The sequence below is a fragment of the Lysobacter sp. Root604 genome (assembly GCF_001427505.1).
Classification (GTDB): Bacteria; Pseudomonadota; Gammaproteobacteria; order Xanthomonadales; family Xanthomonadaceae; genus Lysobacter.
Map to the genome: position 1 here is coordinate 1,339,786 of NZ_LMGS01000001.1, position 20,943 is coordinate 1,360,728.

17 protein-coding genes are annotated in these 20,943 nt (G+C 68.3%); 7 read left to right on the forward strand and 10 right to left on the reverse strand.

Annotated elements, in window-relative coordinates:
• Positions 1-280: 280 nt before the first annotated feature.
• The 7 genes from dnaB to ASD69_RS06195 form a co-directional block, all read right to left on the reverse strand.
• Positions 281-3,181, reverse strand: a complete 2,901-nt coding sequence (gene dnaB, locus ASD69_RS06165) for a replicative DNA helicase (RefSeq protein WP_082576293.1) — start codon at positions 3,179-3,181, stop codon at positions 281-283.
• A 331-nt stretch (positions 3,182-3,512) separates the two neighbouring features.
• Positions 3,513-3,965, reverse strand: coding sequence for a 50S ribosomal protein L9 (gene rplI / locus ASD69_RS06170; protein ID WP_056175089.1), 453 nt, complete (start codon positions 3,963-3,965; stop codon positions 3,513-3,515).
• A 166-nt stretch (positions 3,966-4,131) separates the two neighbouring features.
• A complete protein-coding gene (gene rpsR / locus ASD69_RS06175) occupies positions 4,132-4,362 on the reverse strand; it encodes a 30S ribosomal protein S18 (protein ID WP_055899483.1) in 231 nt (76 codons plus the stop codon).
• A 12-nt stretch (positions 4,363-4,374) separates the two neighbouring features.
• Positions 4,375-4,803, reverse strand: a complete 429-nt coding sequence (gene rpsF, locus ASD69_RS06180; protein WP_056175092.1) for a 30S ribosomal protein S6 — start codon at positions 4,801-4,803, stop codon at positions 4,375-4,377.
• A gap of 347 nt (positions 4,804-5,150) precedes the next feature.
• Positions 5,151-8,261 carry an efflux RND transporter permease subunit gene (locus tag ASD69_RS06185; protein WP_056175095.1) on the reverse strand — a complete coding sequence of 1,037 codons (3,111 nt, stop codon included), beginning with the start codon at positions 8,259-8,261 and terminating at the stop codon, positions 5,151-5,153.
• Between the two features lie 10 nt (positions 8,262-8,271).
• The gene (locus ASD69_RS06190; protein ID WP_056175098.1) at positions 8,272-11,775 is read right to left on the reverse strand and encodes an efflux RND transporter permease subunit; all 3,504 of its coding nucleotides are present in this window, start codon (positions 11,773-11,775) and stop codon (positions 8,272-8,274) included.
• Positions 11,776-11,790: 15 nt separating this feature from the next.
• Positions 11,791-12,918 (reverse strand): efflux RND transporter periplasmic adaptor subunit, encoded by a 1,128-nt coding sequence (locus tag ASD69_RS06195; protein ID WP_056175101.1) that lies wholly within the window; start codon positions 12,916-12,918, stop codon positions 11,791-11,793.
• 320 nt (positions 12,919-13,238) lie between these two features.
• Here ASD69_RS06195 and ASD69_RS06200 point away from each other — a divergent pair, with 320 nt between their 5' ends.
• Together ASD69_RS06200 and ASD69_RS06205 are read left to right on the forward strand one after the other, a co-directional pair.
• Positions 13,239-13,643 (forward strand): cytochrome c, encoded by a 405-nt coding sequence (locus ASD69_RS06200; RefSeq protein ID WP_056176647.1) that lies wholly within the window; start codon positions 13,239-13,241, stop codon positions 13,641-13,643.
• Between the two features lie 11 nt (positions 13,644-13,654).
• Positions 13,655-14,089 (forward strand): c-type cytochrome, encoded by a 435-nt coding sequence (locus ASD69_RS06205; RefSeq protein ID WP_056175104.1) that lies wholly within the window; start codon positions 13,655-13,657, stop codon positions 14,087-14,089.
• A 135-nt stretch (positions 14,090-14,224) separates the two neighbouring features.
• Here the strand turns inward: ASD69_RS06205 and ASD69_RS06210 are convergent, their stop codons facing one another.
• Positions 14,225-15,919: a hypothetical protein gene (locus tag ASD69_RS06210; protein ID WP_056175107.1), complete on the reverse strand. Its 1,695-nt coding sequence runs from the start codon at positions 15,917-15,919 to the stop codon at positions 14,225-14,227.
• Positions 15,920-15,938: 19 nt separating this feature from the next.
• The gene (locus ASD69_RS06215) at positions 15,939-16,535 is read right to left on the reverse strand and encodes an NfuA family Fe-S biogenesis protein (protein WP_056175108.1); all 597 of its coding nucleotides are present in this window, start codon (positions 16,533-16,535) and stop codon (positions 15,939-15,941) included.
• A gap of 129 nt (positions 16,536-16,664) precedes the next feature.
• Between ASD69_RS06215 and ASD69_RS06220 the strand changes: the two genes are divergently transcribed.
• From ASD69_RS06220 to ASD69_RS06240, 5 genes are all read left to right on the forward strand, one after another.
• Positions 16,665-17,006 (forward strand): 4a-hydroxytetrahydrobiopterin dehydratase, encoded by a 342-nt coding sequence (locus tag ASD69_RS06220; RefSeq protein WP_056175111.1) that lies wholly within the window; start codon positions 16,665-16,667, stop codon positions 17,004-17,006.
• A gap of 8 nt (positions 17,007-17,014) precedes the next feature.
• On the forward strand, positions 17,015-17,446 hold the full coding sequence (locus ASD69_RS06225) for an energy transducer TonB (protein ID WP_056176652.1): 432 nt from the start codon (positions 17,015-17,017) through the stop codon (positions 17,444-17,446).
• A gap of 106 nt (positions 17,447-17,552) precedes the next feature.
• A complete protein-coding gene (locus ASD69_RS06230; RefSeq protein ID WP_056175114.1) occupies positions 17,553-18,293 on the forward strand; it encodes an energy transducer TonB in 741 nt (246 codons plus the stop codon).
• A gap of 164 nt (positions 18,294-18,457) precedes the next feature.
• Positions 18,458-19,237 carry an energy transducer TonB gene (locus tag ASD69_RS06235; RefSeq protein WP_056175117.1) on the forward strand — a complete coding sequence of 260 codons (780 nt, stop codon included), beginning with the start codon at positions 18,458-18,460 and terminating at the stop codon, positions 19,235-19,237.
• Positions 19,234-19,545: a hypothetical protein gene (locus ASD69_RS06240; RefSeq protein ID WP_235567151.1), complete on the forward strand. Its 312-nt coding sequence runs from the start codon at positions 19,234-19,236 to the stop codon at positions 19,543-19,545. The genes ASD69_RS06235 and ASD69_RS06240 overlap by 4 nt, the downstream gene beginning before the upstream one ends.
• Before the next feature lie 9 nt (positions 19,546-19,554).
• Here the strand turns inward: ASD69_RS06240 and ASD69_RS06245 are convergent, their stop codons facing one another.
• Complete coding sequence (locus tag ASD69_RS06245) at positions 19,555-20,514, reverse strand: RluA family pseudouridine synthase (RefSeq protein ID WP_056175124.1); 960 nt, start codon at positions 20,512-20,514, stop codon at positions 19,555-19,557.
• Between the last annotated feature and the right edge of the window lie 429 nt (positions 20,515-20,943).

The window sequence follows — 20,943 nt, forward strand, 5'->3', positions numbered from 1 at the left end:
CCGCGCGTCGTCACGACCGCGTCAAGCGCGGCATCGTGTCTGCGCGGCAGTCTGGCCCTTTCAGTCTGAACCGTCGCCGGCGCGCGCGCTGCCACGTCGATCACATCCGCCGCTAGCACGACGAACGGCGGCGCGCATGGCCGTCCGCGCCGAGCGCCTCGCTCCGGGGCGGGCTCGGGCGGACGACCTTGCCTCGCCCTGCCCTGCCCTCATGGACCGCGACCGACGCGGCCGCGCTGGGTCCAAGACCGGGCCGCCTTGCGCGCCCCGGCCAGGTCGCTTACTCGAACGACCCCACCGAGTCGTGCGCGAGGTTGTCGAAACGGGTGTACTCGCCGAAGAACTTGAGCTTGAGCGAGCCGGTCGGGCCGGAACGCTGCTTGCCGATGATGACCTCGGCCAGGCCCTTGTCCGGCGAGGTTTCCTTGTTGTAGTAATCGTCGCGGTAGATGAAGACGATCACGTCGGCGTCCTGCTCGATGGCGCCGGATTCGCGCAGGTCGGCCATCACCGGGCGCTTGTCGGCGCGCTGTTCCAGCGAGCGGTTGAGCTGCGACAGCGCGATCACCGGCAGGTTGAGTTCCTTGGCCAGGTGCTTGAGCGAGCGCGAGATCTCGGAGATTTCGGTGGCGCGGTTCTCGCTGTTGCCGGGCACCGACATCAGCTGCAGGTAGTCGATCACGATCAGGCCCAGGTCGTGCTCGCGCTTGAGGCGGCGCGACTTGGCGCGCAGCACGTCCGGCGACAGGCCCGGGGTGTCGTCGATGAAGATCTTGGCCTCGCGCAGCTGACGGATCGCGCTGGTCACGCGGCTCCAGTCCTCGTCCTCGAGCTGGCCCGAGCGCAGGCGCTGGGCGTTGACGCGACCCACCGAGGAGATCAGGCGCAAAGCGAGCTGGCTGGCCGACATTTCCATCGAGAACACCGCCACCGCCTTCTTGCTGCGGAAGGCGGCGTACTCGGCCATGTTCAGGGCCAGGGTGGTGTTGTGCACGCACACATCGTTGGCGATGAAGTTATGCGTATCGGGAATGGTGAGGTCATAGACCTGCTTCTCGCCCAGAGGGACGATCGACACGATCCGGTCCCAGTAGACGTCGCTCGACGCCAGCGCGCGCAATGTCGGGTCGCCCAGCGCCAGGGCGAACTTCGCCAGGTGGGCGCGGCTCATCGCGCGCTTGCCTGGATGCGGGTTCGAATCCGCCACGCCGGCACGCCGCGCCAGTTCGGCCCAACTCAGCTCGCCCTTGCAGTCTTCGATCCGCTGCCACACGGCCGCCGGCACCAGATCGCGATTGACCTTGGGCGGATGCGCGTCCAGCGCCGCTAGCACGCGCGCTACGGCCGGTTCCTTGCCGAACATGCCGATACGCTCGCAGAACAGGCGCAACGATGCGTTATGCGTGATATCCAGTTGCCAGCTCGAGCGCCGGGTGTCGCGGTAGCGCACCCAGCGATGACGAATCGCCGCGATCACGCCGAAGCGCAGCAACACATGCTGCAACTGCCGAACCAGGCGTTCGCTGACGCTCGCATAGCCGATCTGGGCCTGCCCCGCGCGGGTAACCGTGGCCCAGCCGTCGGTAGCGAACAGGCGATTCACGAAAGTCGCCAAGGATTCGGCGTCCAGTCTGAACACCGCCTCGGGAATGAACTTTCCGGCGGAGCCCTGGCCGAGCAGCCCCAACCCGGACAGCCACTGCGCGAGCGGATTACGCTGGTTGCGCCTGGCCGAGGCGATCCCTTCGGGCGCGAGCGTCTCGGGACGCAGCTCGAGCACTTGGCACAGCCGCTCGAAAACCGCTGCGGCAGGCACGGTACGCCCATGCCGCCAATGGCTCAGCGACGCGGGCGAGACGCCGAGCTGCCTGGCGACCGCGTTCTGGCTCAAACCGCGACCGGCGAGCGCGTGCTGCAGTGCGGCCGAGAAACCGCGGCGCTGCGCCGCGACCTCGCCCGCGTCGGCGATCACCGCCATGCTCGGGGCGAAGCCGGCGCGTTTTTCGGTCTGCCTGACCACGACCCCGCCGAACTCCCGCGAGGCCGCGGTGAAGTCCTCGACGATGCGGGGGTTCGAGTTGGTGAAGCGCGGCGTGGCGCCGGTGAGCCCACCGTCGCCGATCAGATACCCCAGCAGCCTGAGTTCGCAATCGCGCCAGCGCTCGCTGCCGAACACCGGCAGGCTGCGAGGCACCGCGATGCTGTCGCCCTCGGCCAGCTCGTGCAGCGGCTTCCAGCCTTCCACCGTCAGATAGGGGTGGCTCAAGGTGGTTTCGATGCGTCGACCCAGCGCAGTCGTGACCTCGAACACCGGTTTGAGGCCATCGTCGACGTAGTCGCTGGGCACCTGCCGCGACAAGCGAAAGTCGTCGCCCAAGGTAGCGACCGCTGCGCCGCGGTGGCCGTCGAACAAACGCTCGATGCTGACCACGCTGCCGTCGTCGAGCACGATTTCGGAATCGTGGGCGACGCACTTACCCATGGCCGGACGCGCGGCGATGATCAGCAGGTCGGTGTTCTGCAGGCCCGCGGTCATCTCGTCGAATTCGGTGTAGCCGGTCGGCAGGCCGGTCACGCTGCCGCCGTTGGCGTAGCGCGTCTGCAGCACGTCGAAGGCTTCCGACAGCGCCTTGTTGACCGGGGTGAAATCGGTACGGCCGCGCGCGCCGGCTTCGGCGATCGCGAACACCTCTTGCTCGGCCTTGGCCAGGATCTCGCCGCTGTCGCGGCCGTCGGGCTGGAAGCCGTCGTTGACGATGCCGGTGCCGACCTCGATCAGCTGGCGCAGCACCGCCTTGTCGCGCACGATCTCGGCGTAGGCGGCGATGTTGGCCGCCGAGGGCGTGGTGCTGGCGAGTTCGATCAGATAGGCGCCGCCGGCGACCTGCTCGGACAGGCCCATCGAGTCGAACCATTCGCCCAGGGTCACGGCGTCGAAGGGACGGTTTTTCTCGGCCAGCTCGCGGATCGCGCGGTAGATCAGCTGGTGGTCGCGGCGGTAGAAGTCTTCCTCGACCAGCTGGTCGGCGACGCGGTCGTAGGCGTCGGGCGCCAGCATCAGGCCGCCCAGCACGGCCTGTTCGGCCTCGACCGACTGCGGCGGCACGCGCAACTGATCGATGCGCTGCTCGGCGCGCGTTTCGTAACGTTTCTCGCCGCGGGACCCCGGACGTAGGCTCATGGATGTGCTGGTCCCCTGGGACGTGCGGTCTTGCTGAGGGAGGTGGCCGCGACCTGGGTCTCGCCGTCACGCCCGACTGGCGCGAGGCGTGGGTCGGTACGGTCGGACGAAAGCTGGCCGGGCTGCTGAGGCATCGTAGTCGCCGCCGTAGGTCGGGGCCACGGATAAGTCTGTGGATATCACGTGGATAGCGCACAGGCTTCAGCATCCGGGGCGCGGTCTCACGGGCTGAGACTGCGGCCTACCTTCCATCGGCGGGCCGCGACGGCGGCGCAAAAACGAAAGGCGCCTCGCGGCGCCTTTCGTCGTCATCGTCTACGCGACGATCGGATCAGGCGGCTTCGCCTTCGATCACGACCTTGACGGTGACTTCGACGTCCGCGTGCAGGTGCAGCAGGATGTCGTATTCGCCGGTGCGGCGCAGCGGGCCTTCGCCCATGATCACTTCCGACTTCTCGACCGGGTGGCCGTGCTTGGTCAGGGCCTCGGCGATATCGCGCGGGGTGACCGAACCGTACAGCTTGCCTTCGGTGGAGGCGTTGGCGTGGATCGTCACCGAGACGTCCTCGAGCTTGGCCTTGCGGCCTTCGGCGCCGTCGAGCAGCGACTTGGCCTTGGCCTCGTAGTCGGCGCGCTTGGCTTCGAACTCGGCCAGGTTGGCGGCGGTGGCCGGCACGGCCTTGCCCTGCGGGACCAGGAAGTTGCGGCCGTAGCCCGGCTTCACGTTGACCTTGTCGCCGAGGTTGCCCAGGTTGGTGACTTTCTGCAGAAGGATCAGTTGCATGGTGGTGCTCCGTATTCGTTAGCGGGCCTGTAGGTCCGCAGCAGAGGACGCTGTCCGAAAAGGCTTTGTGCGGGTTCGGGCGCTGTCGCGGCCCTCACCCCTGCCCTCTCCCGCCAGCGGGAGAGGGGGACAAAGGGTTCGCCCGCAAGCGGGCGAACGTCTTTACTTACGCGTTGTGGTTGTCGGTGTACGGGATCAGCGCGAGGAAACGGGCGCGCTTGACGGCCGTCGACAGCTGGCGCTGGTACTTCGACTTGGTACCGGTCACGCGGCTCGGCACGATCTTGCCGGTCTCGGTGAGGTACTGACGCAGGGTGTTGAGATCCTTGTAGTCGATCTCTTTCACGCCTTCGGCGGTGAACTTGCAGAACTTGCGGCGGCGGAAGAACTTGGACATGAGTGCGATCCCTTAGGCGGCTTCGGCGTTGTCTTCGGCGCTGTCGGCGGTGCCGACTGCGTTGTCGCTGTCGTCGTCACGACGACGGCGCTCGCCGCGCTCGGGCTTGTCGCCCTTCTCGTCCTTGAACTTCATGATCAGGGACTGTTCGGTGTCGGCCTCGTCGCGCTTCATGACCAGGTGACGCAGCACCGCGTCGTTGAAACGGAAGCCGTCGACCAGCTCGTTGAGCACGGTCTGGGTGACTTCGATGTTGAGCAGGACGTAATGGGCTTTGACCAGGTTCTCGATCGGGTAGGCCAGCTGACGGCGGCCCCAATCCTCGAGACGGTGGATCTTGCCTTCGCCGGCTTCGATCAGCGACTTGTAGCGCTCGATCATGGCCGGGACCTGCTCGCTCTGGTCCGGGTGGACCAGGAACACGACTTCGTAATGACGCATCGTTGTTTCCTTGTGGGTGTCGGCCCGAAAACCGGGCCGGTGTAGCCCCCCGCCACCGGGCGAGGAATCGCCGGGCGCGGTAGGGCAAGGGTCCTGCGACGGCACGGGGCCTCGCGGGAGCCGGAAATTATGGCAGGGTCAAGGGCTTAGGTGCAAATCGGGGGTTGGGGAGGCGCCGGTTGGGGCCGAATTCGGGCGGGGGCGTCGGTTTGGGTCCGGATCCGGCTGGGGGCAGCCTGCGCGGGCCCTCGCGGGGGCGCGGTCGCGGCTTGCGCCGCTCCTACCCCGGGGGCGGCAGGCGCCACCCTGCCCCGGGTCCGCCGTTGGGGCGGACCCGGGATCGGGGCTCACTCGGCGTGCAGGGCCGCGACTGACGCGGCCGGCAGCGCCGGGTCGCCCGATTTGCCGCGCGCGCGGCGGACCGCGCGGGCGCTGCCGTTACGCAGGTCGTCGAGGATGGCGTAGATGGTCGGCAGGAACAGCAGGCTGACCAGGGTCGAGAACGCCAGGCCGCCGGCGATCGCGCGCGCCATCGGGTAGTAGGCCGGCATGTCGTTGCTGCCGCTGGTCGACAGCGCGATCGGCACCATCGCCAGGATCGCCGTGCCCATGGTCATCAGGATCGGCCGCAGGCGTTCGCGGCTGCCCTCGACCAGGGCCTCGGTGCGCGACAGGCCGCGCCGGCGCAGGTTGTTGATGTGCTCGATCATGACGATGCCGTTGTTCACCACCACGCCCATCAGCACCAGGATGCCGATGAAGGACATGATGCCGAAGGTGGTGCCGGTGAGCCAGAACAGCCAGAACACGCCGAACACCGAGAACAGCACGCCGCTCATGATCGCCGCCGGGAACAGCAGGGATTCGAACACCGCCGCCATCACCACGTAGATCATGATCAGGGCCAGGACCAGGTTGAACACCATCTGCCCCATCGCGTCGTCCTCGTCCTCGAACGCGCCGCCCTCGAAGGAGTAGCTGTAGCCGGCCGGGAACGACACCGACTTGAGGGTGTCCTCCATCGCCTTGCGCGCATCCGGCATGGTGGCCTTGTCGGCCAGGTTGGCCTGGATGGTCAGGGTGGTCTGGCGGTTGGCGCGGCGGATCTCGGTCGCGGCCGGACGCACGCTGACGTCGACCATGCTCAGCAGCGGCACGGTGCGGCCGTCAGGCGCGCGCACGGTGAACGAGGCGATGTCCTCGACGCCGTAGTTCTCGGCGCCGGCGAAACGCACCCACACCGGCACTTCGGTCTCGCCGCGACGGAACTCGCGCAGCGGCGCGCCGCGCAGGGCCAGGCCGACGAAGCGCGAGACTTCCTGGGCGCTGAAGCCGAACGAGGCCGCGCGCTCGCGGTCCACCCGCACCGCCAGCTCGCTGTTCTGATCGCCGGCATCGACACGCACGTCGCGCAGTTCCTTGCGCTTGGCCAGGATCGGCACGATGTCCTTGGCCACCTCGGCCAGGGTCTGGGTCGAATCGCCGACCAGTTGCACCTGCACGTTCTTACCGGGCTGGCCGCCACCGCCACCGGGACCGCCCTGGTCGCCGATGCCGATGTCGGCGCGCGCCGACTTCGGCAGCGCCTTGCTGATCGCGTCCACCAGCGGCTTGGTCGCGCTGGCCTCCTTGGTGTCGAAGGTGATGCGGGTGCCCGCGCCGCCGACTTCGCTGTAGTAGGAGTAGACCTGGGTGATGTGGTAACGCTTGCGGTTGGCGTCGAGGAATTTCTCGACCCGCAGCACTTCCTCCGACATCTGTTCCTTGGTGTAGCTGCCCTTCCATTGGTAGAAGACGTTGACTTCGCCGCCTTCGTCGCCGCCGAACATGTCGAACTTGGTCATCTTCATCGGGATCACGCTGACCGCGACGATCAGCACGATGCCCAGCACGCTCCAGCCGCGATGGGCCAGGGTCCAGCGCAGGAAACGCGCGTAGCGGGTCTGCAGACGCGGGATCAGGCCGGTGGTGTTGTTGACCGTGGGCGGGGTCTTCAGACGCGCCGAGATCATCGGGATCAGGCTGACCGCGACCAGCCACGACGCCAGCAGCGACACCGAGATCGTGATCGCGATCTGGGCCATGTAGATGCTGAGGAAGTTGCGCTCGCCGAACAGGTTGGGCAGGAACACGATGCAATGGCACAGGGTGCCCGCCGTCAGCGCGATGGCGACGTGGCGGGTGCCCAGGATCGAGGCCAGCCGCGGCTGCCCGGGCATCTTCTCGCGTTCCTGGTAGATGCTCTCCACCACCACCACGGCGTTGTCGACCAGCATGCCGACCGCCAGCAGCAGGCCCATCATCGACAAAATGTTGAGGGTGACTCCGGCGAAGTACATGAAGCCCAAGGTCATCACGAAACAGATCGGGATGGCCAGGGTCACCATCAGCGTCGACGGCCAGTGGCGCAGGAAGAAGAACAGCACCGCGATCGACAGCACCAGGCCGATGCCGCCGGCCTCGGCCAGGTCCAGCAGCGAGGTGGTGACGTTTTCGCCCTGGTTCTCGATGATCTTGATCTGCACGCCGCGCAGCGAGGGCTCCTTGCGGATGTCCTCGACCTCCTGCAGCGCCAGCCGCGATACCTCGACCAGGTTGGCGTTACGCTCCTTGAAGACGTCCAGGCCGACCGCCGGGCGGCCGTCGAGGCGACGGCCATAGTCCATGCGCGCCGGCTTCATGCGCACGTCGGCGATATCGCCCAGGCGCGTGCCGTTGCCGCCGATCACCAGATCGCGCAGCTGCTGCAGGTCGGTGACCTCGCCCACCGGCTGCACGCGCAGGCGCTGGCCGCCGTCGTCGATCTGCCCGGCCGAGACCGAGAAGTTCACCGCCTGCAGGCGCGTGGTCAAATCGTTGAGGCTGAGGTTGTGCGCGTTCAGGCGATCGGGCTGGATCGCGATCTCGACCTCGTTCGGCGGCGCGCCGGAGACCTCGACCCGGGCCACGCCGGGCAGACGCTCGATGCGGCGTTTGAACTCGCGGTCGATCAGGTCGTAGGCGCCGGTCAGGTCGATGTCGCCGGCCAGACGCACGCGCAGCACCGGCTGGTCGGTGGTCGAGAACTTGAGCACGAAGTAGCGCTGCAAGTCGTCCGGCAGATCGGAGCGGATCGCGTCGATGCGCTCGCGCGCCTCGGACGCGGCGATCGCCACATCGCGGTCCCAGTTGGAGAACTGGATGAAGATGTTGGCGCCGTCCGAACGCGCGCTGGCATCCATGCGCTTGATGCCGGTCATGGTCGACAGCGACTCTTCGACCGGACGCAACACCGTGCGCTCGACCTCTTCCGGGGTCGAGCCGGTGTACGGCATCTGCACGAAGATGAAGGGCGGCGAGACCTCCGGGAACGCTTCCAGGGGCAGCCTGATCGCAGCGATCAGGCCGATCACGAACAGCGACACGAACAGCATGACCGTGGTGACGGGACGCTTGATGCTGAGCTCGGCGATGCTCATCGTGCGCTCCTCAAGCCTGGCCCGAACCGGTCGGATCGACCAGCGGCGTTTGATCGTCCTCGATCAGCTCGGCCGCGGCGCGCTCCTCGCGACGGGCGCGGCGCGCGCGTTCGCGGTAGTGCTCGTCGGAGCGGCGGTCGAGCAGGTCGTACACCACCGGGATCACTATCAGGGTCAGAAGGGTCGACACCAGCAGGCCGCCGATCACCGTGATCGCCATCGGCGAACGCACTTCCGCGCCCTGCCCCGTGGCGAGCGCCAGTGGCAGAAAGCCGAACAAGGTGCACAGCGTGGTCATGATGATCGGGCGCAGACGCGAACGCGCGCCTTCGACCAGGGCATCGCGCTTGGCCACGCCCTGCTCGCGCAGTTGGTTGACCTTGTCGATCAGGATGATGGCGTTCTTAACCACCAGGCCGACCAGCAGGATCAGGCCGATGAACACCACCACCGACACCGCCGAGTTGCTGATCAGCAGCGCCAGCACCGCGCCGACCAGGGCCAGCGGAATGGTGAACAGGATCACGAACGGATGCAGCAGCGACTCGAACTGCGAGGCCATCACCAGGTAGACCAGGAAGATCGCCAGGCCGAACGCGAACAGCAGCGAGTTGATCGATTGCTGCAGTTCCTCGCCCTGACCGCCGATGTGCATGCGCACGTCCGGCAGCGGATTGTCGGCGACCATCTTCTGCACCTCAGCCACGGCGCCGCCGAGGTCGATATCGCGCAGGTTGGCCGAAACGATCGCCACGCGCACCTGATCGGCGCGATGGATTTCGCTGGGGCCGGTGGTGGAGATCACGTCGGCGACCGAGTCCAGGGTCACGGGGCGGTTGCTGCCCGGATTGACGATCAGACGGCGGATGCTTTCGACCGAGGCGCGGTCGGCTTCGCGCGCCCGCACCAGCACGTCGATCTTGCGATCGCGGAAGCTGTAGCGGGTGGCGACGTCGCCGCGCACCTTCTTGACCACCACGTCGGCGATCTGGCGCGTGGTCAGGCCGAGCGCTCCAGCGCGTTCCTGATCGAAGCGGATCTGGATCTCGGGGAAGCCCTGCTCCACCGTCGATTTGACGTCGGCGTAGTGCGGGTTCTCGCGCAGCATCGCGGCCACGCGCTGGCCGGCGCGCTGGATGGTCGCCATGTCCTGCCCGCGCAGCTCGATTTCCAAGGGCGTGGAGAACGAGAACAGCGCCGGACGGCTGAAGTTGACCTGGGCGCTGGGATGGGCACGCATGGTCTGGCGCAGACGTTCGGTCTCGGCGGCTTCGATCTGCTTGCTGCCGCCGTCGGTCATGACGATGCTGAGCTTGCCGATGTTCTCGCCGCTCTCGGTCGGGTTGGCGTCCAGACGCGTACCGGCGCCGCTGACGCCGAACACGGTGGCGATGCCCGGGTCCTTGGCATGCTTGCCCTGCAGCTCGCGCACCAAGGCGTCGGTCTCGCGCAGCGGCGTGCCCGGCGGCAGCTTGACCGTCATTTCGAAACGGTCCTGGGCCAGCTGCGGGATCAGGTCGGCGCCCAGCATCGGCACCGCCAGCAGGGTCAGCGCGAACGCGGCGGCGGCCGCGCCCAGCACCAGCCAGGGCCGGCGCATCGCGCTGGGCAGCAGACGCATATAGCCGGCTTCGGCGCGACTGTACGGCCACATCGCGAGGTCGCTGGCCTTGCGCATGATCGGGCCGACCACGGCGACGATGCCGCGCCAGATCCGCACGAAGAACCAGGCGATGCCGAAGAACACGCCGCGGCCGGCCACGCCCAGGCCGTGGCTGGTGGCGGCCAGCGGCTTCTGGAACTTGGAATCGGGCGTCCAGCGCGGATGCGGCGCCTCCTCCGGGAACGCCATCGGCGAGCGGCCCTTGAGCGCGCTCAGCATCGGGATCAGGGTCATCGACACGATCAGTGAGATGCCGATCGCCAGGGCCACGGTCAGGGCCTGGTCGCGGAACAGCTGGCCGGCGATGCCTTCGACGAATACCAGCGGCAGGAACACCGCGATGGTGGTCAGGGTCGAGGCGACCACGGCCATGCTGACTTCGCGGGTGCCGGTAACGGCGGCGTCGAGGATGCTCAGCCCGCGTTCTCGGGCCTTGGCGATGCTTTCCAGCACCACGATCGAGTCGTCCACCACCAGGCCGGTGGCCAGCGCCAGGCCGCCCAGCGACATCACGTTGAGGCTCAGCCCCAGGCGGTCCATGAAGAAGAAGGTGGTGACGATCGAGACCGGCAGCGACAGGCCGACCACGAAGGTGCTCCAGCCGTCGCGCAGGAACAGGAAGATGATCAGGATCGCCAGCGCCGCGCCGATGATGCCGTCCTTCTTCACCTCGTAGATCGACTCGCGAATGAACTTCGACTGGTCGTCGATGGTGGTCAGTTCGACGTCGGGCGGGATCTGCGCCTTGAGCTGTTCCAGGCGGGCCTGGATCGCGTCGGCGGTGGCGACGGTGTTGGCGTCGCCTTCCTTATAGATGGCCAGCTCGACCGCTTCCTTGCCGCCCATGCGGATGATCGCTTCGCGCTCCTTGTAGCCCTGACGGACCTCGGCGATGTCCTTCAGGCGCACCGGCATGCCGCCGGCCACGGAGGAACCGGAACCGGAGTTGGCGCTCTGCACCGAAGCCGCCGCGGCCATCGCCGCCGCATCGCCGCTGGAGGCCGCGATCGCCGCCATCTGCGCGGCCGCGTCGGCGGCCGCGTTGCCACCACCGCTCTGGGTGGTGACCAGCATCTCGCGCATTTCCGGCACGCTGGCGAACTGGTTGACGGTACGCACCAGATAACGCTGCGAACCCTCTTCCAGACGGCCGCCGGAGATATTGATGTTCTCCTGCTGCAGGCGCTGGATCACGGTGTCGATCGGCAGGTTCAGCTGGGCCAGCTTCTGCTGGTCGATATCGACCTGGATCTCGTCCTCCAGACCACCGCCGACCTTGACCGCGGCGACGCCGTCGACCGGTTCCAACTTCTTCTTGAGGTCGTCGTCGGCGTAGCGGCGCAGCGCGGTGAGCTGACGGGTCGAATCGCCGTCGGTCTTGGCCGACAGGGCGAGGCGCAATATCGGCTCGGTCGAGGGATTGAAGCGCAGCAGCACCGGGGCCTTGGCCTCCAGCGGCAGCTGCAGCACTTCCATCTTGTCGCGCACCTCCAGGCTGGCCTGGTCCATGTCGGTGCCCCAGGCGAACTCGAGCACGACGTCGCTCTGGCCGGTACGCGAGACCGACTTGAGCTTGCGCAGGCCCTTGACCACGCCTACGGCCTCTTCGACCGGCTCGGAGATCAGGGTTTCGATTTCCGATGGCGCCGCACCGGTGTACTCGGTGCGCACGGTCAGGGTCGGATAGCTCAAGTCGGGCAGCAGGTTGACCTTGAGGGCGCGCAGCGCGATCACGCCGAACAGCAGGAAGGTGATGGTCACCATCGCCACGGTGACCCGGCGGCGTGTGGAGAATTCGACCAAATTGAAGGAGCCGCCCTCGTGGGCGTGGTTCTTGGAAGCCGGGGTCACGGTGCGTCTCCGCCCTTACTGCTTCGGCTTATCGGATTTCTCGGCGGACGCGACCTGCTTGGGCGCGTTCTTGCCGATCAACTGCACCAGGGTGCCGTCGCGCAGCGCGGTCTTGCCCGCCACCACGACCTGGTCGCCCTGCTTGATGCCGGCGCGCACCTCGGCCCATTCGCCGTCCAGGTAGCCCAGCTTGATCGGTACGCGCGCGGCCTTGGCGTTGCGGATCACGAACACCGCCGGATCGCCCTCGTCTTCGAGCAATGCGATGCGCGGCACCACCAGGGCGTCGGCGCGGTTGTCGTAGTCGATGCGGACGCGGCCGAACATGCCCGGCTGCAGGGTGTCGCCGCCGGCGAAGGTGCAGACCACGCGGAAGGTGCCGCTGCCCGAGTCCACCACCGGGGCGACGCGATCGACCGTGCCCTGGAAGATCTTGCCCGGCAGCGCGTCGACCGCAAGTTGTACCGGCAGGCCGGCCTTGAGGGTGGCCAGCTCGCGCTCGGGGACATTGAGCGTGGCTTCCAGGCGCGAGGTGTCGACGATGCGGAAGATCGGGGTGTTGATCTGGACGAAGTTGCCGGTCTTGATCGAACGCGAGGCGATCACGCCCGAGATAGGCGCCTGCACGTTGGCGTAGGACAGTTCGAGATTGGCCAGACGGTTGGCGGCGCGCGCGTTTTCCAGGTCGTAGCGCAGCTGGTCGTTGTCGTTGGCGCTGAGCAGGCGCTGCTCGGCCAGTTGCTTGGAACGGGCGAAGTTGGCCTCCAGCTTGCGCATCTGCGCCGAGGTCTGGGCGGCCTGCAGTTCCGAACGCGCCGAGTCCAGGCGCACCAGGGTCTGGCCGGCGTGCACGATCTGGCCTTCCTCGGCCATCACGTTCAAGGCCACGCCCGAGGTCTTGGCGACCACCTGGGATTCGGCGCGCGCCTCCAGGGGGGCGGTGCCGGTGTAGCTGGCCGCGATCGCCCGGCGCGAGGCCAGGGCGACTTCGACCGGGACGGCGTCGGGCGCCTTCTGTTCCTTGGCCTGGGCCTCGCCGGCCCCGCCGCCGCCCTTGCAGGCCGTCAGGGCCAGGGCGCAGGACAGCGCCAGGAGAGCGACACGGGCGGCCCCGGCCTTACGGAATGTGGTGTTTTGACGCATTTCAGACGACCCCGATGGCTGAACTTGCTAGCTGGAACCGGCGCTTGTGCCGGTGTTGTATATAGGTATATCACCCACCTCCGAAACCGCATCCGCCGAAGGTCATGGTGACTGCCGCCATGCCCAGGGCGCGGCGACCGGCAAACAGGACAACGGGCGACGCGCGCCTCATCGGCACACCCTGTCTATGCGATGCATCGAGGGACGACTTCGTTGCATCCGCATCGCGGGCTATACTTGCGGACTTATGCGCGGTCGTGACCGTGCACAGCCAGCTACAACTCTTTCGCTAGCCATTCGAGATTGCGGATTACGACATGATGCGACCGCTGACGATCGCCGCCTGCTTTGCCCTGACCATCGCCGCCGCATTGGCCGCGAACGCCGAGGACAAGGCTCCGGCCGCCACTCCCGCCGCTCCGGCCGCGGCCACCGCCGCTCCGGCTCCCGCCGCCAAGGCGCCGGCCATCAAGGGCAACGCCGACACGGGTCGCCAGCTCACCTACACCTGCCAGGGCTGCCACGGCGTCACCGGCTACAAGAACGCCTATCCGAACTATCACGTGCCGAAGATCGTCGGCCAGTCGGAGGTGTACCTGACCACCGCGTTGACCGAATACAAGAAGGGCACCCGCAAGCATCCGACGATGCAGGCGCAGGCGCAGAGCTTCTCGGATCAGGACATCGCCGATATCGCCGCCTTCCTTTCGACCGCGAAGCAGTGAGCAGCCGCCCCATGACGACCAAGCACCTCGCCATCGCCCTGTTCGCCGCCCTCGCCGTGTCCGCCTGCTCGCAGGGCGACACCCCGGCCGAGCATTCCTCCGCCGACCGCGCCGAAGGCCACACCTCCTCCTCGTCCGGCCTGCCGGCCGGCCACATCGCCGCCGGCGAGAAGTTGGCCAGCACCAAGAGCGCGGCCACCGGCCAGTCCTGCGTGGACTGCCACGGCGCCGAAGGCAATGCCCCGATCGACGCCACCTACCCCATGCTCGGCGGCCAGTACCACGACTACATCGCGCACTCGCTGCAGATGTACCGCGACGGCGACCGCGAGAATTCGACGATGGCGAGCCAGGCCAAGCCCCTGACCGACCAGCAGATCGCCGACCTCGCCGCCTACTTCGGTTCGCGCGAAAGCAAGCTGCACGATCTGCATAACGTGCATTGATCCAGGCGCACGCGATAGCAAAAAGGCCCGCTTCGGCGGGCCTTTTTTTTGAGAATGAGAAGTACGCAGTGAGCGACCAGCGCTCCTCGTTACTCACTTCTCACTTCTCACTACTCTCTTCTCGCTCCTAAGCTCCTAGCCCCCAGGCTTCACGCTGCCATTGTCCTCCTGCAGGCCGGGCTTGAACGGAATGTCCGGCGGCGGGCGCGCGATCGCGGGTTGCTCGTTGAGGTTGGGGTCGTTGATGCTGCAGGCGCCGCCCAGGGCCAGCAGCGAGACGCCGCAGACGATGCTCTTGGTGGTGCCCGGGATCGGGATCGCGACTTCCTTGAAGCCCTTGCGCACCCACTCCTGCAACAGGGTCTCGTTGGGCCGCCAGTACTTGTCGAACGCGGTCGGCTCGTAATCGTTGGGCTTGCGCCGCAGCCAGGTGCCGGCGCGGTCGATGTTCTTGATTTCCTGAGTGATCGTGCCCGGCGGGAAGCCCGGCGAGGCCGAGCCCGGCTGCTCGCCCAGGCGCACGCTGCCGTCGCTGTTGAACAAGCCCGGCTTCTCGCCGCGCTGGCCGCCGGGGACGTTGCGCGTGGACTGGCCCCAGTCGTCGCCGCGCCGCGGCGTGGCGATGCCGCCCGGCGCCGGCGTCGGCTTGGGACCGGCGCCGCCGGCGCTTGCGGCCGGACGCGTGCCGCTGGGGCTCGGCGTGCCGGCGGTGCTGGGCGCGGCGGTCGGCGCCGAACGCGTCGCCGCCGTCGAAGCAGGCGCGCTGGACGACGCCGACGACGACGCGGGCGCCGTCGCGGCCGCGCTCGCGGCGGCAGCGGCCGGCGCCGGAACATCGCGGGTGCGTACGTTCGGAGTGGCCGCGCGCAGCTGCGGCGCGGCCGCGGTCGGAGTCGGCAGTTCGCGTACCGGCGCGCGCTGCAGCGGCGCCGGCACTTCGCGCGCGGCGACCTCGGGCAGGCGCGCGCTCAGAGACGGCGCGGCGAGTTCGCGCTGCGGCAGGTCGCGCCGGATCGGCTGCACCGGCTCGGAGACGTCGGCCTGGCGCACTTGCTGGGTCGGCGCCGACAGCTCCGGCACGACGATCGCGGTCTCGGTGCGGCGCTTGGTCGGCGGCAGGGTGAAGACGGTGGTTTCCGGCGGGCTGGGCACCGGCTCGCTCACCGCCACCGGCTGCTCCACCGTCGGCGGCGGCGACTGCGGCTCGGGCACGTCGCGCTGCGGGATATCGGGCGCGGCCGCTTCCAGGGTCGGCGTGGGCAGCGTCGGCGAGGCGATGCTGGCGGTCGCCGACGCGGCCGCATCGGCCGGCGCCGGCGCGGCCTGGGCCGCGGATTCCTGCGGTTGCTGGCTGGGCTGGTCGGGGCCGCCGCCGGGTTCCTCCGGCGTGCCCACGCCGATGTACTCGACCTGGACCACGGTCTCGCCCTCGGGCGGCGGCGCCGGCGTGCCCAGGAACTGCAGGTACATCAGCCACAGCAACAGACCGCCGAAGAACACATGCCACAGCAGGGTGACGACCACCGCGAACCAGTGCACGCCGCGGGTCTCGCGCTCCGGCGGCTGCCATTGCTGGCGCCACAGCGTCGCGAAGGCCTGCCAACGGTTGAGATCGCCGACCCGGCGCGGCGGCTGGGTCAGCGGCCGTTCCAGCAGTTGATCGACGATGGCGGCGGCGGGCGCGCCGGTCACCCGGCCGACGCGTTCGCCCATGGCGGCGAACCAGGTCGCCCAGCCAGGCGGAAACTCGCCGGGCTTGAGCGAATCGCGACGCACATTCAGACGCAGCCTGCGCTGCAGGGCTTCGATGAGTGCGGCGGCGGAATACATCTACGGCGCCGCGCCGGGCTCAGGCCGCGGATTCGCGGCGGATATACGGAGCCTCGCCGGTCTCGTGGTCGGTGGCGTCGCGCACCGCGGTCACGCCGGGCACCTTGCTCATCAGGGTCTTCTCGATGCCCTGCTTGAGGGTGACGTCGGCCATGCCGCAGCCGTGGCAACCGCCGCCGAAGCGCAGCAGCACCACGCCCTCGGCGGTCACTTCCTGCACCGACACGTGGCCGCGGTGTTCGGCCAGCTGCGGATTGATCTCGTGCTCGACCAGCCAATGCACGCGCTCGACCAGCGAGGCCGAGTCCGTCGGCGCCTCGCCCTTGATCTTGGGCGCGCGGATCTGCAGCTGGCCGCCGGTGGCCATGGTTTCGTAGTCGATCTCGGCGCCGTCCAGGTACTTCACGCTGACCGCTTCCAGCCACAGGGTGAAGCCGTCGCAGTCGATCGCCCATTCGTCTCCGGCCAGGTCGCCGGGCTCGGCGAACTCCAGGCGCACGTCCGCGCGCGGCGTGCCGGCATGCACCGCCGACAGCTTCACGCCCAGGCCGGGCAGCGCCTCGCGCTCGATCAGCTTGCGGAAATGGGTCTGCGCGGATTCGGAAATGTTGATCATGGGGCTATTCTAGCGGGGTCCGTGTCACGTGAAGACACACCCCGACGGCCGCGGCGGCCGCTGTTGCGAGTTCCATTCAGGCAAGCCCGAACGGACCCGCAGCCCAGCCCCGCAAGGAGCGTAAGTCCGATGAACGATCTGATCCCCCTCGCCCAGGCGCATTGCCTGGCCCGCCGCGGCAGCGAACACCGCCTCAGCGAGGCGCGCGTGCGCGAACTGCTGCCGGAAGTGCCGGGCTGGGAACTGGCCGAAGACGGTCACGCGCTGGTGCGCACCTTCCGCTTCGACGACTACTACCGCACCATGGCCTTCGTGAACGCGCTGGCCTTCATGGCCCATCGCGAAGACCACCACCCCGACCTGGGCGTGCATTACGACCGTTGCGTGGTGCGTTACTCCACTCACGACGTCGGCGGGCTCAGCGAGAACGATTTCATCTGCGCCGCCAAAGCCGACGCCCTCACCGGTTGACCGCCGCCATGACCAGCCCCGTTTCGCTCCCTTCCCTGCGCATCGTGGCCGCGACCGTGGCCCTGTGCGCGTCGCTCGCGGCCTGCAAGAAGCCGGCCGAGGAACCCATCATCCGCTCCACCGAGCCGCTCGCGGTGAGCACGCCGCCCCCCACCTACCCGATGGAACTGGGCTGCGAGGACATCGGCGGCACGGCCGTGCTCAAGGTCGTCATCGGGGTCGAGGGCAAGCCCACCGATATCCGCATCGTCCAGACCAGCAAGACCAAGCAGCTCGACGACGCCGCGGTCGCGGCGGTGCGCGGCTGGACCTTCCGCGCCGCCACCCGCGCCGGCAAGCCCACGCCGGTCTCGATCCAGGTGCCGGTGACCTTCGCCCCGCCAGCGGTGCGTCCGGAGTCGTGCTTCGTGTACGACGAGGAAAAGAAGAACAAGCTCTGAGCGAGGATTGCGCTGGGGTCTGAGGCCGTGCGGTTCGCGCGCGGCCTTTGCCTTGGATCGTCTATTCGCATTCGCAGCATCACGAGCTCCGGGGAGCCGCGCCACCATGTCCGTTCGTCCGAATCGCCGCAGGCTGTGGCCACTCGCGCTGATCCTGTTGGCCGGCAGTGCGATCGCGCAAACCCCGCCCCCGCCCGCGCCACCTGCCCCGCCGGCATCGGTCGCGATCGATCCGAGCAAGCCGCAGCGCCCGCTCGCCGCGCGCTCGGCAGTGCAACCGCGCTATCCGCGCGATCAGGCCTGTTTGCGCATAGAGGGCACCGTCGGCCTGATCGTCACCGTCGGCGCCGACGACAGTGTGTCGGCGGTCGAGATCGAACGCAGCTCGGGCAGCGCCGAACTAGACCGCGCGGCGGTCGAGGGCGCGCGTCGCACGCGCTGGCAGGCCGAAATCGTGAACGGCGAAGCGGTCGCCTCCAGCCTGCCCCTGGCGGTGAAGTTCGTGTCGGACGATGAGCCGCGCGAGTACTGTCGGCGCGTCGAGATCACCCTGTTCGGCGATGACGGCGAGGACGTTATTCCCGCATCCGCGGAGCCGATCGAGATGCGGGTGGAATTGTTCGTGCCGGTCGCACTGGAAGCGCGGTTGCAATTGCGCCGCATCGGCGCGCCGTCGCAGAGCGAATCCCCGATCCACGAACAGCGCCGCAAGCTGGAGCGACCGGACAACGAGCGTCGCAGCTCGTTCGACGCAAGCGTGCCGCGGCCGCCCAGCCCGGGGCGCTACGCGCTGGACGTGTTGGTCGACGGCGAGCCGCGCGCGCACCACGAGTTCGAAGTGCGCTGAGGCGTTCCGCGCGCGCCGGTGGCGCTGCCGCAAGCCGCGCACGGCCTGCCGCAAGACATCGGACGAGCGCGCGGCGAGCGCACGCGAATCGGCGATGATGGCGTCCGCGTCCGTCATGGCGGCGGCAGCGCATCCCACCGAGACCTGGGGAGGCCTCGTTTTACATGATCCGTACCCTTGCACGCCGCGCCGCACCCCTGTTCGCGCTGATCCTGTTGTCGTCGTATGCCGCAGTTCACGCGCAAACGCCGCCTCCGCCGCCTCCCTCGCCGCCGCCGGGCGGCTGGGACACACCGCCACGCGTGGTCGATCCGCGCCTGCGCCAGCGCGACGCCAAGATGAAGACCCCGATGCGGGTGCGCTACCCCGACGCCGAAGCCTGCATGCGCATCTCCGGCACTACCACTTTGGTCGTGACGATCGGGGCCGAAGGCGACGTGCTCGACGTCGGGATCGAACACAGCTCGCGCAACCGCAACCTCGACCGCGCCGCGTTTGCGGCCGCCCGCGAGACGCGCTGGACCCCGGAGATCTTCAACGGCCAGGCCACGCCGTCGCGGGCGCGCATTCCGGTCGATTTCGTGCTGCCCGAGGTCTCGTCCGAAAGCTGCCGGCGCGTGAGCGTGGCCCTGGTCGACGCGCAAGGCGCCGCGCAGCTCACCCCACCCCCGGCCGGCCAACCGCTGCGCGCGAAGATCGGCCTATACGTACCCGCCAAGCTCGAGCTCAGGCTGGCGCTGCGCCGCGCCGACCCCAAGGCCAGCGACAACCCCGACCTGTATCCGGTGGTGCACGAAGAAAGCCGCAGCCTGGCCCCCCCGGCGCGCGCCGAACTCAGCAACCTCGACTACGCCACGCCGCAGCCGCTGAGCGCGGGCCCCTACCTGTTCGAAGTCCGCGTCGACGGCGAACTGCGCAGCAGCACGGCGATCGAGGTGCGTTGAGCAAGCACCGACAGACGACGATGGGCAGCGATCTCGAACCCTTGATGCTCAACTGCGGCGAACACGGCCAGCGCATCGCCACCGTCATCTGCCGCCACTTGCTCGGCGGCAGCGACCTCCCCAGGGCGGGGTTCATCGAGAACAGCGACGACCCGAACGACCTTCAGGCCTGGTGCCATGCCTGCGAAGCCAAGTTCGAAGCCGAAGGCGACATGACCGAGGCCTTCCGGGCGTTCAACGACTTCGCGGTGGTGTGCGTGGACTGCTATCTGGCCGCCAAGGCGCACCACTCCCTGGTGGGCCACTGACTCGCTGGATCAAGCCAACCGATCCAGCACCTCGATCAACTCCGGCGCCAGCGGCGCGTTCAATAGATAAGGTTCGCGGCCGCCGTCCAGCGCGAACTCCAGGGTCGAGGCATGCAGGAACAGCCGGCGCAGGCCGGCCTGGTCGCGCAGGCGCTTGTTGGCCTCCGGGTCGCCGTATTTGTCGTCGCCGGCCACCGCGTGGCCGATGTGCTGGGCGTGCACGCGGATCTGGTGGGTGCGGCCGGTCTCGATCCGGACCTCGCAATAGGACTGCCCGCCGCGCCGCTCCAGCACCTTGAAATGGCTGAGCGAGGCCTTGCCGTCGCGGTGGACCTGAACGTGGCGCTCGCCGCCCTGGCGCAGGCCGATGTGCAGCGGCGCATCCACGCTCATCACCCCGTCGGGCACGCGCCCGGTCAGCAGGGCCAGGTAGCGTTTTGCGATACCGCCGTCCTCGCGCATCAGCGCCTGCATCTCGGTCAGGGCCGAGCGCTTCTTGGCCACGATCAGCAGCCCCGAGGTGTCGCGGTCCAGGCGGTGGACCAGCTCCAGGGTCTGGCCGGGGCGCAGCGCGCGCAGGGTCTCGATGGCGCCGAAACTGATGCCGCTGCCGCCGTGGCTGGCCACCCCGGAGGGCTTGTTCAGGGCCAGCAGGCGCGCGTCCTCGAACACGATCGCGGCGTCCAGGGCGTCCATGAAGCCCTTGGGCGGGGCCGCTTTTTCTCCGACCTCGCTGAGACGGACCGGCGGAATGCGCACCTCGTCGCCGGCCTCGAGCTTGCGCTCGGCCTTGGCGCGGCCGCCGTTGACCCGGACCTGGCCCGAACGGACCAGCTTATAAATCAATGAACGCGGCGCGCCTTTGAGCTGGCCGAGCAGGAAGTTGTCGAGCCGCTGACCTTCACGGTCGTCCGGCACACGAATAGTGCGGGCCCCGGGGCCCGTGGCGGTGTTGGCTGGAGAGGTCATCCGGAAAGCGTTATCTGTTACACTCGCGACGCGAGATAAGGTTTTGATTTCGCTGGGAGTTGTCCTGCAGGTCGCGCCAGATGGGCATGACCGCAGGATGTGGGCCGAAAGCCCCTCCTCGCGATTCCGGTCCGCGTCTAACCACTGCCCACGGGGTAGCCATGTTAGCAGCGACGGTCCGGCGGAACCCGCCCTCGCCCGGTGGTTCTCCCGCAGGGGCGACACCATCGCGATGAACACGACCCGCGCGGCGCCCCGGTTCGAACCGAAGGCTGCCGCCGGGCCCCCGCCCCGAGCGACGTTCGCGTCGCCGGTCCGAAAGTCAGGCAATAAAGAAACAAGCGCTCCCGCGGCGTGCCGTGGTGTAGAAGCGCTGGTAGTGGAAGTTTCGCCGGCGCGCGCCGGGCGCAGAGCGGTTTACCGCCCTGC

Excerpts from the sequence above, each read along its gene's own strand:
- dnaB (WP_082576293.1), bottom strand. The coding sequence starts at position 3,181 with ATGAGCCTACGTCCGGGGTCCCGCGGCGAGAAACGTTACGAAACGCGC.
- rplI (WP_056175089.1), bottom strand. The coding sequence starts at position 3,965 with ATGCAACTGATCCTTCTGCAGAAAGTCACCAACCTGGGCAACCTCGGC.
- rpsR (WP_055899483.1), bottom strand. The coding sequence starts at position 4,362 with ATGTCCAAGTTCTTCCGCCGCCGCAAGTTCTGCAAGTTCACCGCCGAA.
- rpsF (WP_056175092.1), bottom strand. The coding sequence starts at position 4,803 with ATGCGTCATTACGAAGTCGTGTTCCTGGTCCACCCGGACCAGAGCGAG.
- ASD69_RS06185 (WP_056175095.1), bottom strand. The coding sequence starts at position 8,261 with ATGAGCATCGCCGAGCTCAGCATCAAGCGTCCCGTCACCACGGTCATG.
- ASD69_RS06195 (WP_056175101.1), bottom strand. The coding sequence starts at position 12,918 with ATGCGTCAAAACACCACATTCCGTAAGGCCGGGGCCGCCCGTGTCGCT.
- ASD69_RS06200 (WP_056176647.1), top strand. The coding sequence starts at position 13,239 with ATGCGACCGCTGACGATCGCCGCCTGCTTTGCCCTGACCATCGCCGCC.
- ASD69_RS06205 (WP_056175104.1), top strand. The coding sequence starts at position 13,655 with ATGACGACCAAGCACCTCGCCATCGCCCTGTTCGCCGCCCTCGCCGTG.
- ASD69_RS06210 (WP_056175107.1), bottom strand. The coding sequence starts at position 15,919 with ATGTATTCCGCCGCCGCACTCATCGAAGCCCTGCAGCGCAGGCTGCGT.
- ASD69_RS06215 (WP_056175108.1), bottom strand. The coding sequence starts at position 16,535 with ATGATCAACATTTCCGAATCCGCGCAGACCCATTTCCGCAAGCTGATC.
- ASD69_RS06220 (WP_056175111.1), top strand. The coding sequence starts at position 16,665 with ATGAACGATCTGATCCCCCTCGCCCAGGCGCATTGCCTGGCCCGCCGC.
- ASD69_RS06225 (WP_056176652.1), top strand. The coding sequence starts at position 17,015 with ATGACCAGCCCCGTTTCGCTCCCTTCCCTGCGCATCGTGGCCGCGACC.
- ASD69_RS06230 (WP_056175114.1), top strand. The coding sequence starts at position 17,553 with ATGTCCGTTCGTCCGAATCGCCGCAGGCTGTGGCCACTCGCGCTGATC.
- ASD69_RS06235 (WP_056175117.1), top strand. The coding sequence starts at position 18,458 with ATGATCCGTACCCTTGCACGCCGCGCCGCACCCCTGTTCGCGCTGATC.
- ASD69_RS06245 (WP_056175124.1), bottom strand. The coding sequence starts at position 20,514 with ATGACCTCTCCAGCCAACACCGCCACGGGCCCCGGGGCCCGCACTATT.